12 protein-coding genes, 3 tRNA genes and 1 pseudogene are annotated in these 16,905 nt (G+C 69.6%); 10 read left to right on the top strand and 6 right to left on the bottom strand.

From position 1 onward, the window contains the following. From ACZ60Q_RS33975 to ACZ60Q_RS33955, 5 genes and pseudogenes are all read right to left on the bottom strand, one after another. Window positions 1-1,882 (bottom strand): DEAD/DEAH box helicase (locus ACZ60Q_RS33975; protein WP_469641419.1); only part of this gene is annotated, 1,882 nt, incomplete at its 3' end. A 239-nt stretch (window positions 1,883-2,121) separates the two neighbouring features. After that, entirely contained in the window at window positions 2,122-2,694 is a 573-nt protein-coding gene (locus ACZ60Q_RS33970; protein ID WP_469641418.1) for a hypothetical protein, read from the bottom strand. A 251-nt stretch (window positions 2,695-2,945) separates the two neighbouring features. Beyond that, a complete protein-coding gene (crcB, locus tag ACZ60Q_RS33965; RefSeq protein WP_469641417.1) occupies window positions 2,946-3,320 on the bottom strand; it encodes a fluoride efflux transporter CrcB in 375 nt (124 codons plus the stop codon). Then, a complete protein-coding gene (locus ACZ60Q_RS33960; protein WP_469641416.1) occupies window positions 3,317-3,790 on the bottom strand; it encodes a FluC/FEX family fluoride channel in 474 nt (157 codons plus the stop codon). The genes crcB and ACZ60Q_RS33960 overlap by 4 nt, the downstream gene beginning before the upstream one ends. Next, window positions 3,787-3,852 (bottom strand): annotated as a pseudogene (locus ACZ60Q_RS33955) (metallopeptidase family protein); the annotation flags it as partial. The gene ACZ60Q_RS33960 and the pseudogene ACZ60Q_RS33955, both read right to left, overlap by 4 nt. 101 nt (window positions 3,853-3,953) lie before the next feature. Between ACZ60Q_RS33955 and ACZ60Q_RS33950 the strand changes: the two are divergent. The 4 genes from ACZ60Q_RS33950 to ACZ60Q_RS33935 all read left to right on the top strand — a co-directional run bounded on the left by ACZ60Q_RS33950 (window position 3,954) and on the right by ACZ60Q_RS33935 (window position 9,236). Beyond that, window positions 3,954-5,639, top strand: a complete 1,686-nt coding sequence (locus tag ACZ60Q_RS33950) for a recombinase family protein (RefSeq protein WP_469641415.1) — start codon at window positions 3,954-3,956, stop codon at window positions 5,637-5,639. 776 nt (window positions 5,640-6,415) lie between these two features. Continuing rightward, complete coding sequence (locus ACZ60Q_RS33945; protein ID WP_469641414.1) at window positions 6,416-6,706, top strand: HNH endonuclease; 291 nt, start codon at window positions 6,416-6,418, stop codon at window positions 6,704-6,706. Between the two features lie 309 nt (window positions 6,707-7,015). Next, a complete protein-coding gene (locus ACZ60Q_RS33940; RefSeq protein WP_469641413.1) occupies window positions 7,016-7,606 on the top strand; it encodes a recombinase family protein in 591 nt (196 codons plus the stop codon). Window positions 7,607-8,003: 397 nt separating this feature from the next. Beyond that, complete coding sequence (locus ACZ60Q_RS33935) at window positions 8,004-9,236, top strand: helix-turn-helix domain-containing protein (protein WP_469641412.1); 1,233 nt, start codon at window positions 8,004-8,006, stop codon at window positions 9,234-9,236. A 546-nt stretch (window positions 9,237-9,782) separates the two neighbouring features. Here the strand turns inward: ACZ60Q_RS33935 and ACZ60Q_RS33930 are convergent. Continuing rightward, window positions 9,783-10,196, bottom strand: a complete 414-nt coding sequence (locus ACZ60Q_RS33930) for a metallopeptidase family protein (RefSeq protein WP_469641433.1) — start codon at window positions 10,194-10,196, stop codon at window positions 9,783-9,785. 112 nt (window positions 10,197-10,308) lie between these two features. Here ACZ60Q_RS33930 and ACZ60Q_RS33925 point away from each other — a divergent pair, with 112 nt between their 5' ends. The 6 genes from ACZ60Q_RS33925 to ACZ60Q_RS33900 all read left to right on the top strand — a co-directional run bounded on the left by ACZ60Q_RS33925 (window position 10,309) and on the right by ACZ60Q_RS33900 (window position 16,905). Then, entirely contained in the window at window positions 10,309-11,934 is a 1,626-nt protein-coding gene (locus ACZ60Q_RS33925; RefSeq protein ID WP_469641411.1) for a metallophosphoesterase family protein, read from the top strand. Between the two features lie 80 nt (window positions 11,935-12,014). Continuing rightward, window positions 12,015-12,087 (top strand) — tRNA-Glu (locus ACZ60Q_RS33920). A 38-nt stretch (window positions 12,088-12,125) separates the two neighbouring features. Beyond that, window positions 12,126-12,200, top strand: a tRNA-Asp gene (locus tag ACZ60Q_RS33915). 21 nt (window positions 12,201-12,221) lie between these two features. After that, window positions 12,222-12,295: transfer RNA gene (locus ACZ60Q_RS33910), tRNA-Phe, on the top strand. An 879-nt stretch (window positions 12,296-13,174) separates the two neighbouring features. Next, the gene (locus ACZ60Q_RS33905; protein WP_469641410.1) at window positions 13,175-15,070 is read left to right on the top strand and encodes an ABC transporter ATP-binding protein; all 1,896 of its coding nucleotides are present in this window, start codon (window positions 13,175-13,177) and stop codon (window positions 15,068-15,070) included. After that, the gene (locus ACZ60Q_RS33900) at window positions 15,070-16,905 is read left to right on the top strand and encodes an ABC transporter ATP-binding protein (RefSeq protein WP_469641409.1); all 1,836 of its coding nucleotides are present in this window, start codon (window positions 15,070-15,072) and stop codon (window positions 16,903-16,905) included. The genes ACZ60Q_RS33905 and ACZ60Q_RS33900 overlap by 1 nt, the downstream gene beginning before the upstream one ends.

Raw genomic sequence — 16,905 nt, 5'->3', positions numbered from 1 at the left:
GTCGCTCGTCACGACGGTCACGGTTGAACGCCGGACGGTCGTTGTCCCGACGCTCGAACGAACGGCCACCACGGTCATCGCGACGGTCACCGCTGCCGCCGGAGCGGAAGCCACCCGACGGACGCTCGTCACGACGGTCGTTGCCGCCGCGGTAGCCGCCACGGTCGCCACCGCGGTTGTCGCGGCGCTCGAAGTTGCCCCGCTCGTCGCGGCGCTGCTCGTCGCGGGCGGCCGGCTGCTCCGGCACGGAGACGGCTGCCACGAGGGCGGCCTCCGCCTCGGCGGCGACCTCGGCCACCGCGGCCTCGGGGTCGTCGCCCCGCTCGCGCGCGGCGCGGGCGACCAGGCGGTCGGCCTCCTCGCGCAGCTCGACGGCGCGGCGCTGGACGCGCTCCAGCTGCTTCGTCAGGTCGGCGGCCTCGCGCTCGGCCTGCTTGGCGGCGTTGTTCGCGGAGTCGGCCTGGACCTCGGTGAGCGATCGGGCGCCGGTGATCTCGGCGACCTCCGGCTCGAAGACGCCCGCGCCCTGGACGATGTGGCGCGAGGCGTCGACGCCCGCGTCCTCCATCAGGCGGAAGATCTGGCGGCGCTGGTGCGGAAGCGCCAGCGAGACGACGACACCGGACTTGCCGGCGCGGGCGGTACGGCCCGAGCGGTGCAGGTAGTCCTTGTGGTCACCGGCCGGGTCCACGTTCAGGACCAGGTCGATGCCGTCGACGTGGATACCGCGGGCGGCGACGTCGGTCGCGACGAGCGCGTTGACGTACCCCTTCTTGAAGTCCTCCAGGACCCGCGTACGGGCGCCCTGGGTCATGCCGCCGTGCAGCGCGTCGGCCTTCACCCCGGACTCGATGAGCTGCTCGGCGATGCGGTCCGCGCCCAGCTGGGTACGGACGAAGATGATCGTGCGGCCCTTGCGGGCGGCGATGGCGGCCGTGACCGGCGCCTTGTCCTTCGGCTTCACGACGAGGACGTGGTGCGACATCGTCGTGACGTTGCCCTGGGCGCTGTCGACCTCGTGCGTCACCGGGTTGGAGAGGTAGCGCTTGACCAGCGTGCCGATCTCGTTCTCCATGGTGGCGGAGAAGAGCATCCGCTGGCCGCCGCCGGGGATCTGGTCGAGCAGCTCGGTGACCTCGGGCAGGAAGCCCAGGTCGGACATCTGGTCGGCCTCGTCGAGAACGGCGACCTGGACGCTCGCCAGGGAGCAGGCGCCACGGTTGATGATGTCGCGCAGCCGGCCCGGGGTGGCGACGAGGACGTCGACACCACGCTCCAGCGCGTAGATCTGGTTACCCATCGACGTACCGCCGCAGACGACCTTCATCTTGAGGCCGAGCACGTCGCCGTACGGCTGGAGCGCGTCCGCGACCTGCATCGCGAGCTCACGGGTCGGGGTCAGGATGATGCCGCGCGGCTTCTTCTTCTCGGTGGTGCCACCGGAGAGCGAGGTCAGCAGCGGCAGACCGAAGGAGAGCGTCTTGCCGGAGCCCGTACGGCCGCGGCCGAGGATGTCCTTGCCGGCCAGGGCGTCCGGGATGGTCGCCGCCTGGATCGGGAAGGGGGCGGTCACACCGTTCTGCGCGAGCTTGCGGACGATGCCCTCGGGCAGACCCAGGTCACCGAAGGTGATGGTCGGCTCGGCGTCGGCCTCGTCGGCGATCTCCTCGGTGGAGTCCGCGGTCTCGGCGGCGGGAGCGGCGATCTCCTCGGCGGGAGCGTCGGCCTGCGCGTCGGCCTGCGCGTCGGTGATGAAGTCCGCGACGGACTTCTCGGCGACGACGGTCTTCTCGGCGGCCGGGGCGGTGGCGCCGGCGGGGGCCTCGGTCACAGCGGCCTCGACGAGCTCGACGAGCTCGGCGTTGTCGACGTTCTCGGGCATGACGGTGTGGTCAGAACTGGAAATTGACATGCGAAATGCGAAACCTTCCGGAGTCTCGGCACGCGCCCATAACTCCGTGATTCGCAATTTCGACCGCCTCAATGCGGTCCAGCCACGGCAAGGGAGAGTACGCGCCACACGGCGCTCTTCTGTGTCGGCGCCGGGCAATGGGATCAAACGATCTACCACCATACGCACTCTCACCCACATTGCGCAAACCAGCCCCCGAAGACCCCCGGCTAAACCGGCCCCACCTGCGGCGATGCCTCCGGAGTCCGCAGCGGCCCGGCGGCCTCCGGTCCGCTCATCGCATGGGCCCGCAGCTGTGCGGCGGGCGAGGCCGAGGGGGGCGGCTCCGGCGGATCGGTGGGCTCCGGCTCGGGATCCGGATCCGGGTCCGGCGTCGGCGGCGCCGGCGGCTCCGGGGTGGTCGGCGGCGGCTCCCCCGGCCCCGGCGTCGAGGGTGTCGGCGAGGGCGGGGGGCCGCCTCGGGTGGGCCCGGGCGCGGCCGGTTCGGGGCGCGGCCCCTCGGGTGTGACCGACGGCACAGCGCCGGAGGCGTCCGGGCTCGGGCTGCGTCCCGGCGCGGCCCGGTCCGAGTGGGGGTGGGCGCCCCCGACCCGTCCTCCGGTCCGCCCGGAGCCGGGAACCGTGTCCCCGGCCGGATCGGCGGCGGAGCCCTTCGGGCCGGCGGACCGTGAGGGACCCGGCGCCCCGGCGTCGTCCTCGCCGACGCTCATACAGCCGGTGGACGCGGCGATCGTCAGCGCGGTGACGGCTGCCCAGCGGACAGGGGCGGACAACTGGCGCACGAGTGGCACCTCCGGGGCGAGGGGGTGGAGAGCGGGGGGCGAAGGGCGGGAGCGGAGAGCCCGGCACCGGGGCGGAGCGGGAACAGGAGCGAGCGGTACGACGTCGCACCGTGCCCAACTCCCCCGACCCCGCCGGAGACACGCCCGAAACGCCACCCGCCCGCGCAACGACCGGCGAAACAGCCCCCGGGCACCGCGACGAACCCGCCGGCCCCGCCGCCCGGGCACCACCCGGCGCCCGCACGCCCGCGCTACCCCCCGAACCCGCCCGTCAGTTCCGCCCCCAGGAACACCGCGCCCAGGCCCGCCAGCAGCGATGCCAGCACGTTGGCCGCGGCCATGAAGGCCCGGCCCGTCTCGGCCAGGCGGAGGGTCTCGTACGAGAACGTCGAGTACGTCGTCAGCGCACCGCACAGGCCCGTCGCCAACAGGGCGTGCGCCGGGGAGGAGACCGCGGCGCCGGTCAGCAGCCCGAGCAGCAGACTGCCCGCCGTGTTCGCGGTGAAGGTGCCCCACGGGAAGACGTACGGGACGCCCGGCCCCTGGTGGGCCTGCACCGCACGGTCCGTGAGATAGCGCAGGGGCGCGCCCACCGCCCCGCCGATCGCCACCAGCAGCCAGTTCACGCGGCCCGCCCCTCGCCCCGGGAGCCCCGGGAGCCCCGGTCCAGCCAGGTCCTCGTCACCGTGGCCGCCGCCCACACCGCCCCGAGCGCGGCCACCGCCGTCGCCGCCGCGTACGCCAGGGCGGTCAGGGCCTCCTGACGCACGAGCAGACCCGAGACGCCGGCGGCGTACGCCGAGAAGGTCGTGAAGCCGCCGAGCACGCCGACGCCGAGGAAGGGCCGCACCAGCGGGTGGGTCACCCGGCCCCGCTCGACGGTCAGCACCATCAGGACGCCGATGAGGGCGCAGCCGCTCGCGTTGACGGCGAACACCGTCCACGGGAAGCCGCCCGCGCCGGGCCACAGCACCAGGGTCCCGTAGCGGGCGAGCGCGCCGAGCGCGCCGCCGGCCGCGACCGCCGCCAGCACCCGGCCCTGCGGGGCGGCGGGCGGGCCGGGCTCCGGCAGCTCCTGCGGGGCCTGCTCGCTCACCCGTAGCCCAGGGCGTGCAGCCGCTCGTCGTCGATGCCGAAGTGATGGGCGATCTCGTGGACGCAGGAACACCCGTCAGACACCTTGTCCGATCCGGGACCTAGGCTGATCTGCGGGGATAGGGGAGGAACGAATGTCACCACGAGAGCCATTCTCGCGCGCCGTGGCGATCCTGCGCGCGATTCTGTACCTGCGGATCTCCGATCTCACGGACACGTCCACGTCGATCCCCCGCCAGGAGAAGGCAGGGCGGGGACGGGCCGACGACCTGAGCGCGGAAGTGATCAAGGTCTTCAAGGACGAAGACAAGTCCGGGTTCCACACGTACGTGAACCGGCCGGACTGGGAAGCCGCGCTGAACATGCTGCGCGAGCGCATGGCGGACGTGCTGATCGTCTTCAAGGTCGACCGGGCGACCCGACAGGGCATCCCGCAGGCGTCCGAGATCATCCGGCTCGTCTACGAGACCGGATGCCGCTTCATCTCCATCGCGGACAGCATCGACTCGAACAATGAGGGCTGGGAGATCCAGCTCACATTGGCCGCCCACCAGGCCCACAAAGAATCCAAGAACACGTCCATCCGGGTCACGGACCTACGGGCGGACGAACGGGACGCGGGCCGCTGGATGGGCAACCGCCCGTACGGCTTCATCGTCACGCCGGAGCGCAAGCTCAAGCCGCACCCGCAGGAAGCGAAGATCATTCGCGCCGTGGCCAAGAAGCTCTTGGACGGTGAGTCTCTGCGCTCCGTCGCGAAGTGGCTGAACGACCAGGGCCACGACTCGCCGCGCTGGGCAAGCCGGAAGCTGCGCGTCGCCCAGCTCGAAGCGAAGGGAGAACCCCTGAAGGCTCAGAAGCTCCGCGAGAAGCCGATCAAGTCGCCGAACTCGTGGTCGTGGCCGGTCGTCCGGCAACTCGTCGTCAGCCCCACGCTGGCCGGATTCCTGCCGCACAAGGGGGAGGTCTACCGACACAGCGTCACCGGCGAAATGGTCCGGGTCAGCGCCAAGGAGATCGTCAGCTTCGCGGATCACACACGACTCCGTGCGACGTTCGGGGAGCGCATCCCGGTGCACTGGACCAGGGACGCCACCCCTGGCAGCAAGTCCAAGGAGACGGGGCGAGCGGTCGCCGGCCTCCTGACCGACTTCCTGTACTGCGCCGGTTGCGGCTCGCGCATGTCGTACGACACCGCGTTCGTACGGAATGGGGAGGTCTGGCCCCGGTACCGCTGCATCCGGCGACACTTCAGCGGACGTTGCCCCGGCGTGCTGATCAAGGGAACTCACGCTGACGCGATCGTGACCGACGCCATGATCAGCCGACTCGGGGCGCTCGAAGATGACGACGACGCCATCCTGGCTATTGCTCAGCGCTGGGCGGACCTGAGACACCCGGACCGCAAGGCGCGCCGCTCCCAGCTCGAAGCACTGATCCGCGAAGAGGAACAGTTCCTTGACCGCCTGGAGGAAGAGAAGCTGAACGGGCTCTTCCAGGGGGCGCGGGGTGAAGCCCGCTTCCAGCGCCGGTACGACGCGAGCAATGGACGGCTGGACGGCTACGAGAAGGAGTTGGGCGAACTTCCCGAAGGACAGGCACTCGACATCACGTTCCTGCGGGACATGGAACTCTTCAAAGAAGCGTGGGAGGTCTGGCCGCTCGCGGAACGGCGGGAGATCATCGGTCTCGCCCTCGAACGAGCTTGGGTGATCAAGGCCCGCAAGACCGGCGTCCGCCCGACCATCGACCGCTTCCGCTTCTGGTGGGTCGGGGAGGAATGCCCGGAGGACATGCTCTTCCCCACCACCCTCACTGAGGCAGACGTATCACCCGAACCTCATAGCTAGCCATCTGAATCCCGTTTGCGGCCCGTTGCTGGGATTCCCCGGTGGCGGGCCGTTCGGCGTTGCTGGGGGCGTGTGTGGCTTCGGAAGTCCCGAGGGCATGTCAGCGCGGATGCTTACAGTCGGGGGAATGCCGGGGAGCGGTCACGATTCTGTCGGGGGGATGACGGAGTGAGGTGACGGGGGTGTGGTCTGCTTGCGCCTCCTTTGCTTCTTTACTCCCCGTTCTGCGATGGGCGCTGACCCTTGCGGTTACTGGCCCGCAAGGGGGTCGCGGGAGGGTTTCATGATCAACAAAAATGGTGAGGGGTGGGGTTGTGTCAGCGCTGGAAGAGGCGCGCGCGACGTGTTCGGAGTGCCTGCGGGAGCGTCCGCGTGCCGACCGTGGGACGTGTGGCGCGCCGTTGTGTCTGGAGTCGGCCCGGTTGCAGGGGCTTGCCCGTGAGGCGCGTGAGGCGGTGCGTGCTGCCGTGGGTCCTGCGCGTTGCCATCGCTGCGACAGGCCGCATGGCCGCGAGGCGTGGGCAAGGTACTGCGTGCCGTGCGCCGGTGAGGTGGATGAGTCCCGGCAGGCTGACCGTCGGAGGTTGGCGGAGCAGCGGAGGGAGGCGGAGGGCCGCAGGCCGTGTCAGGGTCCGAATTGCTTGAATCTGGTGGGGGTGTCTCGGGGGCCTGCCCGCCGGTACTGCTCGGACAGGTGCAGCCGTGCCGCTGAGTACGTCCGTAAGCGCACCCGGACCAAGCCCGATCCGGTGCCGTGTCGGCGTTGTGGTGCGCCCGTGATCCTCAAGTTCCGTGATGGGGTGTGCCGTTCATGCCAGCAGAAGCAGCGGACGGCAGCGCGCCGGGTGACGATTCAACGCAAGGTGCGTGCGGCTCACGGGGATGCGGGGTGTTTCCACTGTTCGGCTCCGTTGCCGGAGGGCGGGGTGATTGATCATCTGAAGCCGATATCGCGGGGTGGGCTGTCGACGGTGGCGAACCTGCGGATGGTCTGCGTGGTGTGCAACTCGTCGAAGAAGGATCGGTTGATGGACGAGTGGAAGCCGATGGTGCTGCTCCCCGAGTGACCCCACCCCAGGCGGGCACCCCCCGAGCGCCCGAATCCTGAGCGTGTGGGAGGAAACTTTCTCGCGTGGCTCATCTGAGCGTTTCTGCGGGGCACGTGAGCACCTTGAGGGGGGCACCCCTTGCGCCGCAACTGCCACTGAATGCGCGTCTGTTGCACCGAGTAATGGTCGGCGGGGTGTCCATCAAACGATGGTTTATGAGACGCCTGCGCCGACCGCCCGAATCGGCTCGGAAGGGTGTTCAAAACCCGTCTCAAAACATGCCGTGAACCCTTGATGTTCTGAGACGCGTTGTGAGACGGTCCATGCATGACGACGAACACGAACACGAGCGCCGGAACGATGATCGGTTACAAGCGGGTCAGCACCACCGCACAGGATGCGCAGCTTCAGGAGGACGCGCTGAGCGAGGCAGGGTGCGCCCGCGTCTTTGAGGACAAGGCATCGGGCAAGAACGCCGACCGCGCGGGGCTGCTCGCTGCTCTCGACTATATGCGCGAGGGTGACACGCTCTGCGTGTGGAAGCTGGACCGGTTGGGGCGCTCCACTAAGGACGTGCTCACTATCGCTGAGGATCTTCACGCGCGAGGGATCAGCCTCCGCATTCTGACGGGGACGCTGGCCGGTAGCTACTCCCCGAAGGGTGAGGGCAAATTCTTCTTCACGATGATGGTTGCCTTCGCTGAGCTTGAGCGAGACATGATCGTGGAGCGCACGCGGGCGGGCCTGGACGCTGCCAAGGCTCAGGGGCGTACCGGTGGCCGTCCCGTCGTGATGGATGCCGACAAGCTCGCTGCGGCCAAGGCGCGCCGTGCGAATGGTGAGAGCGTCACGGCGGTTGCCAAGGCGGTTGGCGTGAGTCGCGCCACGTTGTACCGGGCGCTTGCCGACACGGAGTGACCCGATCCGACCTGAGAGGCCGTCTGCCCGTTGCGGTGGACGGTCTTTCTCGTGTTCTGGACCCCTGGGGTAGCCGTGATCAAAGTTCGGACGAAAACTCGTCTGGCGATCCCGGCCCTAGCTCGTTTTGCACACGCTAGGTGTGACTCTGTTTCCAGCCCCCATTTGCCGCTGACCTGAGGGAACGCTGCCAGATGGGGGCGAGGAAGGCACCGTTAAGGGGTGGGGAGCGCCTCCTTAAGACACCGTTCGGGGACCGGAACGTAATAGCAGCACGGCCCGGGTACGGGTTTCCGGGCCATCCAGCACCGCATGGCGAGGCCATCTCCCATGACCAGGAACGAACCCACGCGTACGCTGAGTTGAGGCGACCGCCGTTCCTCCCGTGGGGGTGCTTGTGTCCGAGTCACTTCCGGCCGACCTGACGACCGGTGAACGTATCCAGTTGCTCCGCGAGCGGCGCGGCATGTCGCGTCCCGTACTTGCGGGCCTTTGCGGGCGTGGCCCGGACTGGCTCAAGAACATTGAGAAGGGCAAGCGCCCGCTCCGCGATCATGGGCTGCTTGTCCGGCTGGCATCCGCACTCAAGGTCTCGGACCTGTCTGCTCTGACCGGTGGCCCGTCCGCTCCCGTACAACCGGCCAGCCGGCTCATGCTTCCTGCGGCGCACGGCATCCGGGACGCTGTGCGTGGACCTCTGTTCCCGCCACCGTCCACGGACGAACCGCCGAGCGTGGACGTGCTCCGGGGGCGCGTACGAGCTGCCTGGCTGCTCTGGCACACCTCCCGCTTCCAGAGGTCAGAGGTTTCCGCGCTCCTGCCCGACCTGATCCGGGACTCCCAGTCACTCACGCGGCAGCTTGAAGGGGCGGAGCGGCGGCGGGCGTACGCCGTGCTGGCTGACGTGTATCACCTGGCCCAACAGGTGACCGCGTACGGCGTCGAAGCCGAGCTGTACTGGATCATCGCGGACCGTGGGCGGTCGGCGGCTCAGGATGCCGACGATCCGCTGTGCCTCGCTGGCGCGGCATGGGCTTTCGGGAACGGCCTGCGGGAAACCGGCTACGCCGAGGAAGCCGTCCGAGTAGTTGACGAAGCGGCTGAAGCGATCCGCCCCCGCCTTGAGGACGCTTCCAACGACCTGCGGGGCATGTACGGGGCGCTGCACCTCCATGCCGCCATTACATGCGCCCGCGAAGGGCACGACGGGGACGCATGGCGGCACTGGGACGAAGCCGACCGCACGGCCGAACGGCTGCCCAGCGACTATGTCAACACATGGACAGTGTTCGGGCGCGCCAATACGGACTTCCATGCGGTCAGCGTCGGTGTGGATCTCCGTACTCCGGGAACAGCGCTGAGTCGTGCTGAGGCCATCGACCTTGACGCCATGCCCAGCGTGGAACGCCGTTCGCGCGTGCTGGTGGAACTGGCCCGTGCCCAGCGTCAGCGCAAGGACCCTGCGGGCGCGCTGCATTGGATGGGGCGTGCGTACAAGGCTTCTCCGGAGACCGTTCGCTATACGCCGTCCGCGCGTGGCCTGGTCGCCGATCTGGCCAAGGAGACACGGGGGCCGCTGAAGACCGACGCGCTGCACCTGGCAGAGGAAGTGGGGGTACTGGCCGCGTAGGGGGACAGTCTGTCCCCATGCTCATCTCCCGTGCGCTTTAGCGTTCCTCGCCACTGAGCGAGGGGACGGCAAGGCGATGACGGTAAAAGTTGAGACGGACGCGAGTAGGGACGAGTACACGACGTACGCGCCTTCGGGCGAGACGTGCCCGATGTGCATGAAGCCGATCAAGACTCTTGAGCTTGTCCGGCGCGGCACCTTGGAGCGTCCGTCCGCTGCGTCCGTGGTGATCTACCGGCACGTGGCTTGCCTCAAGGTGACGCGGTGACCGCGCAGAGAGCGGCTGAGCGTCCGTTGATGACTGTTCGGGTCTCTCGGGACAGTGGGCACACGTTCGGCCCGCAGCAAGCCGTACGCGGCTCGGACGACCTTGCTCCGCTGGTGTCTTCCGAGTGGCCTCCGTGCGAGTGCGCCCGTTGCGGCGCTGGGCGCAGACGCTAGGGCCCCGGCCCGCTGAGCGAAGGCGAGCAAGGCAGCTCAGCGCGTCGGTCCCGGCCCCGTCCGTGTGCTGTCCCCATGGCACATGGGCGGGGCTTCTGACGTGGCCTACCCCCATCCCAGCTCGTGCAGCCTGTCGTCCGGGATGCCGAAGTGGTGGGCGATCTCATGGACCACGGTCACGGCAACTTCGTCACGAACCATCTCCCTAAAGGTGTCCGGCGGGATATCCTGCACGACGGTGATCTCGGTCTCCGCGACGACGTCCTCGTGCGACTCGCACATCCGCAGCGTCGGCCCCCGGTAGATGGTGATCCGGTCGGGCAGCACCCCGGCGTACCACTCGCCCCGGTCGGTGAGCGGGGTGCCCTCGTAGAGCCCGAGCAGGTCGGGGTCGCCCGGCTCCGGTTCGTCCTCGACGAACACCGCCACGTTGTCCATCAACCGTGTCAGCTCCGGCGGAATCCGGTCCAGAGCCTGGCTCACCAGCTCCTCGAACTGTTCGCGCGTCATCTCCAGCACCCGGCCATTGTCCCGTACGACGGGCGGGTGCGGGCAGGTGGCGACCGCCCCGGACTCATGACCGCGCCCGCCGTCCGGCATGGCGGAGGCCGTACCGGGGCATACGGGCCCAATGGTCCGCGTCCCGTTCCGTGCCGCCACCGACCGCGTCCGGCACCGCCTCAGCCGGCTCGTCCGCCCGAAACCCCGGGGGCGCACCCCGGCCGGGAACCGCCCCGGCGCGGCGGCCCCCGGCGACCTGACGTGCCCCGTCCGCCACCCGTACCTCCGCGCCCTCGGCATGCTCGCCGTCGTCGTGCTGGGGGCCTGGCTGGGGCTGCTCGCCGTGGGCAGCATCCGTACTCCGGTCGGCCCCATGGACACCAACATGACGCTGCGCCCCTCCCTGACCGGCGGCAGCAAGATCAACGTGTCCCCGCTCGGCGCTCTGGAGCTGGACTCCCACAGCGCGCCGCTCCGGCTCGACGTGGACGTGGACCGCCTCGACCCCGAACGCTCCCAGGCCCTGGTCGACCGACCGGAACGGTTCTCCAGCCTCCAGGACGAGGTCACCCGGGACGTCGCCGCCGGCACCCGGGAGCTGGCGGTGCGCTCCTGTGTCGCCGTCGTCTCCGGTGCGACCGCGCTCGGCCTCGTCGTCTACCGGCGCCCCCGCCGTGCCCTGGCCGCCGGTGGGCTGGCCCTCACCCTGCTGGCCGCGTCCGGGGTCAGCGCGTACGCCACCTGGAACCCGAAGTCCGTCCTGGAGCCGAAGTTCTCCGGGCTGCTCTCCAGCGCCCCGTCCCTGGTCGGCGACGCCCGCTCCATCGTCACCGAGTTCGACATCTACCAGCAGGAACTGGCCCGCCTGGTCACCAACGTCACCAAGCTGTACGACGCGACCTCCACGCTCCCCGTCTACCAGCCCGACCCGGGCACGATCCGGGTGCTGCACGTCTCCGACATCCACCTCAACCCGGCGGCCTGGCACATCATCGCCTCGCTCGTGGAGCAGTACGAGATCGACGTCATCGTCGACTCCGGCGACACGATGGACCACGGCTCCGCCCCCGAGAACGGCTTCCTCGACCCGGTCCGCGACCTCGGAGCGCCCTATGTCTGGGTGCGCGGCAACCACGACTCGCCCATCACCCAGGCCTATCTGAAGAAGTTCAAGAACGTGCGCGTCCTCGACGACGGCAGCGCGGTGAACGTCGGCGGACTGCGGATCGCGGGCACCGGCGACGCCTCCTTCACCCCGGACCGGACCGCCCCGGTGGGCGGCAGGGCGGCCGCCCAACTGGAGGGTGCGCGCCTGGCCTCCGCGCTGCGCGACCAGGAACGCGCGGGCACCCCGGTCGACATCGCCGTCGCCCACGACCCGAACACCGCCCGGGCCACCGACGGCACGGTCCCGCTGGTGCTGTCCGGCCACCTCCACCGCCGGATCAACGAACAGCTGAAGCTCGGCACACGGCTGAAGGTCGAGGGCTCCACGGGCGGCGGCGGACTGCGGGCCGTGCAGAACGACAAGCCCGAGAAGGTGCGCGCCTCGGTGCTCTACATGGACCGCTCCACCCGTCGGCTCCAAGCCTGGGACGAGATCACGCTGGGCGGTCTCGGTCTGACGACCGCCGAGGTCAGCCGCCATCTTCCGGAGGAGAACCTGAAGAAGGACGCCCCTGTCTCCCCGGCCCCGCCGCCGTCCTCCTCGCCCTCCGCCACCCGCTCCCCGGCGCGCCCCGCCCCCTCGCCGTAAACCGTTTTGGCGATAGCTCCGCCCATCCCATATGCTTCTCACGTCCCCGACGCGCTGCGAAGCGAACAGGCGGGCCAATAGCCCTCATCGTCTAGTGGCCCAGGACGCCGCCCTTTCAAGGCGGTAGCACGGGTTCGAATCCCGTTGGGGGCACGTTTTACCGTGTGCGAGACTTGTTTCGCACACTGCTTGGTCCTGTGGAGCAGCTTGGAGTGCTCGCCACCCTGTCAAGGTGGAGGCCGCGGGTTCAAATCCCGTCAGGACCGCTGCAGCCCCAGCGGCTGCGTGGCTGGGTAGCTCAGTTGGTACGAGCGATCGCCTGAAAAGCGATAGGTCGCCGGTTCGATCCCGGCCCCAGCCACTTCTCGAAGGCCCCGATCCACGGATCGGGGCCTTCGACGTGATACCGGCCATTCGCCGTCGAGGCCGAGGATCTCCTGTGCGGTAACAGGACATCGACCGGCCACACGCTCAGGTGGCACACCGTCCGGCTGACTCGCACTCCTCCTCAAATGCCGCCGTGCACCTCTGCACCCGGGAGAACGCGCTGCTCCCCTACCGGCATACCGGCAGGGCCAAGTTGCCGTCGACACCCCATAGCGACTCGTGCTCAACAACGCCCACGGTACTCAGATCAATCGTTTTGTTTCAACCATTCCGTCCGGCTCCCTCGAGGAACGCGACTCGTGTCGACGATTTCAGACAGGCGCGATCCACACACAATTCAATTTTCACCTACTCGCCTTTTTTCGCAGCCCCGAGGGGGACTTCCTTTTCCCTCGGAAAACCAGTAGCTTCCATGCCACGGCGAGCCCGCACCCCCTCGCACTGCCGCGGGAAAGCCCGACAACGCAGTCAGGCCCCAGACCCACCACACCACCAGCACATCCCCTGACCAGGAACGAAACCCGTCCGCACCGACGCCCGGACGCCCTCGAGGCTGCCACCTCGCCGCGCGCCGGACAGCCGCGCACCCGGAACTCGCCCGCAGGGCGGCGGTTTACTCGGACCTCCCGCGCGCGAAATTCCCACCGAACGCATCAAAAAAGCAGCTAACGCTTCCGTTAGCGCCCGCAGACGGCCCGGTGGTTTTTCCGGACGGTTCGGACGGTTCGGAAAACCCTGTGCACCGAGATCCAAAAACACGAGTACATGATGGCCGAAAGCCATGGGCCGATCGCATTTTCCGACCGCACCGGTTCGTAGGTGGCCCGGCCACCCCCCCGGAGAAGGAGTGCCGATGACCGCCGAGACCATCCCCGTGAGGAAGGATCCGGTCGGCCCGGCGGACCCGGGGAGCGACGCCGCTCCCCGTGCCGACGCGCGCGACAGCGTGCCCCGCTGGCTGCTGACCCGGATGCGGCCGTTCCGGCCCTACATCACCCTCCATCTGCTGGGCAGTCTCGTCTGGCAGTCGCTGAACGCGGCCATCCCCCTGGTCATCGGCCTGGCCTTCGACGCGATCCTCGACCACGGCGGCGTCGCACCCGACTTCGACACCTTCCACGCCCTCGTGGCCGGCCTGCTGGCGCTCGTGGTCATCCGGGCGGTGGGGGGCATCGTGTCCACCTACTGCCTGGAGACCTTCGCCAGCGGACTGGAGCGCAACTCACGCGCCGAGGTCTTCGCCAGTCTGCTCCGCAAGAGCCAGGGCTACTTCAACCGGCGACGGGTCGGCGACCTGTCCGCCCGAGCCACCAGTGACGCCGAATCCCTGAACCTGATGGTGTCGCCCGGCTTCGACCTGGCGGTCGACCTGGGCCTCAACGTACTGATGCCCATCATCTTCATCGCCCTGGTGGATCCGCAGCTGCTGCTGTCCCCGGTCGTCTTCGCCCTGCTGTTCGCGGTGGCCCTCGCCGAGCACGGGCGGCGCCTGGAGCCCGTGTCGGACCTGGCCCGGCAACGCTTCGGCGACATGACGGCCCAGGCGACCGAGAGCATCGCCGGGGCCGAGGTGGTCGAGTCCACCGGCGGCGTCGAGCAGGAGCACGGCCGATTCGTCGAACTGGCGACGGCCTACCGTGACGCCTCCGTACGCCAGATCCGCACCCAGGCGCTCTCCCTGCCCCCGCTCCTGCTGACCCTGGCCACCGCGGGCGCCCTGGTGCACTCCGTCGTCCTGCTGCGCCAAGGCTCCCTGCGCATCGGCGAACTCGTCGCCGTGCTGGGGCTGATGGGCACCCTGCGGGCCCCCACCCAACTCGCCTCCTTCAGCATCGGGCTCATCCACCTCGGCATGGCCGGGGCCCAGCGCATCAAGGAAGTCGTCGACGACCCGGCCGACGAGGACGAGCGGGGCGGCCGGCACACCGGGCCGCTGATCGGCGAAGTCACCATGGAGCACGTCACCTTCGGCTACGAACCCGGCAGGCCGGTGCTGTCCGACGTGTCGTTCCGCGTGCCACCCGGCAGCACTGTGGCCATCGTCGGTGCCACCGGCAGCGGCAAGTCCACGCTGCTGCACCTGCTGAACCGCACGTACGTCCCCGACTCGGGGCGCGTGTTGATCGACGGGGTCGCCACCACCGCATGGGACACCGGCTCGCTGCGCTCACAGATCGCCGTCGTCGAACAGGACGTGGTGCTCTTCTCCCGCACCATCGCCGAGAACCTCGCGCTCGGCGCAGAAAGCGGCGCGGGGAGCGACACGGGGAGCGACACGGTAGGCGGCGTCGACCGCGCCAGGCTGGAGGCAGCGGCCCGTACCGCCCAGGCCCACGACTTCATCGAGGCGACCGAGCAGGGCTACGACACCGTCCTCGGCGAACGCGGGATCAACCTGTCCGGGGGGCAGCGCCAGCGCCTGGCCATCGCCCGCGCGCTGGTGGCCGATCCCCGCGTCCTCTCCGTGGACGACGCGACCAGCGCCGTCGACGCCGTCACCGAGCACGCTCTGCAACGTGCCCTGCGGCACGCCTCCGCCGGACGCACCACGTTCCTCGTCACCCCCAGGCTGTCCCGTATCCGTGCCGCGGACCACATCCTCGTCCTGGACGCCGGCCGGGTCGTCGGCCAGGGCGGCCACGAACAGCTCCTGCGGGACTGCCCCCTCTACCGCCGCGTCTTCGCGCCCTATCCGGACGAGCCGCCCGCCGACCGGCGCACCTGGAACACCGAGGAGGAGAGCCACTGATGGCGAACTTACTGGAGGGTATCGGGACGGACGGTTACGACCGCCGCTACCGCGACCGCGAGCTGGTCCGCCGGATCGCCCCCTACTTCCGCGGCAGGGGCGGCACGGTGGCGTTCGTGGCCGTCGCCGTGGTCGCCGCCGCGACGGCGGGCAGCGCCGTACCCCTGCTGCTGGCCAGAACCGTCGACTTCGCCCTGAGCGAGGACGGTGACGGCCGGCTGGTCCGGCTGGTGACCGCCGTCCTCGTCTCGGGCACGATCGCCTGGCTGTTCACCTATCTCCAGGAGCGGATGGCCGGAGCCCTGGTGGGCGAGGTCGTCCTGCGCCTGCGCCGGCGTCTGTTCGAGGCGGCCGTGCGACAGGACATGACCTTCCACGACACCCACGCCACCGGTGTGGTGGTCAGCCGGATCACCAACGACACACAAGCGTTCGCCACGCTGGTCAGCCTGGTGCTCAGTCTGCTCGGCCAACTGCTGATGATCTTCATCCTGCTGACCGCGCTGTTCCTGATCAATGTGCCGCTGGCCCTGCTGACGTCCTTCGTCGCCGTGGTCATCGTCTGCGTCAGCCTCGCCTTCCGGCGCGCCGCGCGCAGCGCCTCGCTACGGCAGCAGGAAGCACTGGCCACGGTCAACGGCTATGTGCAGGAGACCCTGCGCGGTATCGCCGTGGCGCGCAACCACAGCCACCAGCAGGCCGCGCAGGCCGGGCTCGACGAGGTCAACCACCACTGGTTCAGGGCGAGCGTGCGGCTGAACCGCCTGTTCAGCGGGGTCTTCCCGCTGCTGATCTCGCTGACCGGGCTGGGCACGGTCGCCGTGGTCCTGGTGGGCGGTCACGGCGTGGACTCCGGCAGTGTGTCGGCGGGCGAGTGGGTGCTGTTCCTGGAGGCGCTGGCCCTGTTCTGGTCGCCGCTCACCAGCATCGCCTCCTTCTGGAGCCAGCTCCAACAGGGCCTGGCCGCCGGGGAGCGGGTCTTCGCGCTCATCGACCGCGAGCCCGCGGTGCGTCAGCGCGACAGCCTCCCCCTCCCACGCCCGCGCGGCGAGATCACGCTGCGCGACGTCCACTTCGGCTACGACGCCCAGCACCCCGTCCTCCAGGGCGTGAGCCTGACCATCCCGGCGGGCCGCACCGTGGCGCTCGTCGGACACACCGGGGCCGGCAAGTCCAGCCTGGTGCGGCTCATCACGCGTGCGTACGAGTTCCAGCAGGGCAGCATCGAGATCGACGGGCGGGACGTACGCACCCTGGACCTGGAGGAGTACCGGCGCTGCCTCGGCGTGGTGACCCAGACCCCGTTCCTCTTCTCCGGGACGGTCGCCGACAACATCGCCCGCGGGCGTCCGGGCGCCACCCGCGAGGAGGTCGAGGCCGCCGCACGCGCGGTGGCGGACGGCGACTGGCTGGCCCAGCTCCCGCAGGGCCTGGACACCCCCGCCAACGAGAGCGGACGCAATCTGTCCACCGGTCAGCGGCAGATCGTCGCCCTCGCCCGGGTCTTCCTCCAGAACGCGCCGCTGCTGATCCTCGACGAGGCCACGGCCAGCATCGACCCCCTGACGGAGGCACAGGTCCAGGAGGGCCTGGACGCACTGTCCAGGGAACGCACCACCATCGTCGTCGCCCACCGGCTGCCCACGGTCCGCAGGGCCGACACGATCGTCGTCCTCGACGACGGACGGATCGTCGAGGAAGGAGACCACGCGACCCTGCTGGCCCGCGACGGCGCCTATCGCCGCCTGTACGACCGGTACTTCCGCCACCAGCGGCCCGACGACGACCCCGCCGACGACCCCCGGCCGTTGTCCGCCGCCGAGAGGAGCCGGTGA

The sequence above is a fragment of the Streptomyces sp. NPDC104313 genome, assembly GCF_055583985.1.
The sequence above is the reverse complement of the archived record's forward strand: the minus strand, read 5'-3'. Positions and strand labels throughout refer to the sequence as shown.

Coding starts and splice junctions, on each gene's coding strand:
- ACZ60Q_RS33900 (WP_469641409.1), top strand. CDS start 15,070: ATGGCGAACTTACTGGAGGGTATCGGGACGGACGGTTACGACCGCCGC.
- ACZ60Q_RS33940 (WP_469641413.1), top strand. CDS start 7,016: ATGACGACGAACACGAACACGAGCGCCGGAACGATGATCGGTTACAAG.
- ACZ60Q_RS33925 (WP_469641411.1), top strand. CDS start 10,309: ATGGTCCGCGTCCCGTTCCGTGCCGCCACCGACCGCGTCCGGCACCGC.
- ACZ60Q_RS33905 (WP_469641410.1), top strand. CDS start 13,175: ATGACCGCCGAGACCATCCCCGTGAGGAAGGATCCGGTCGGCCCGGCG.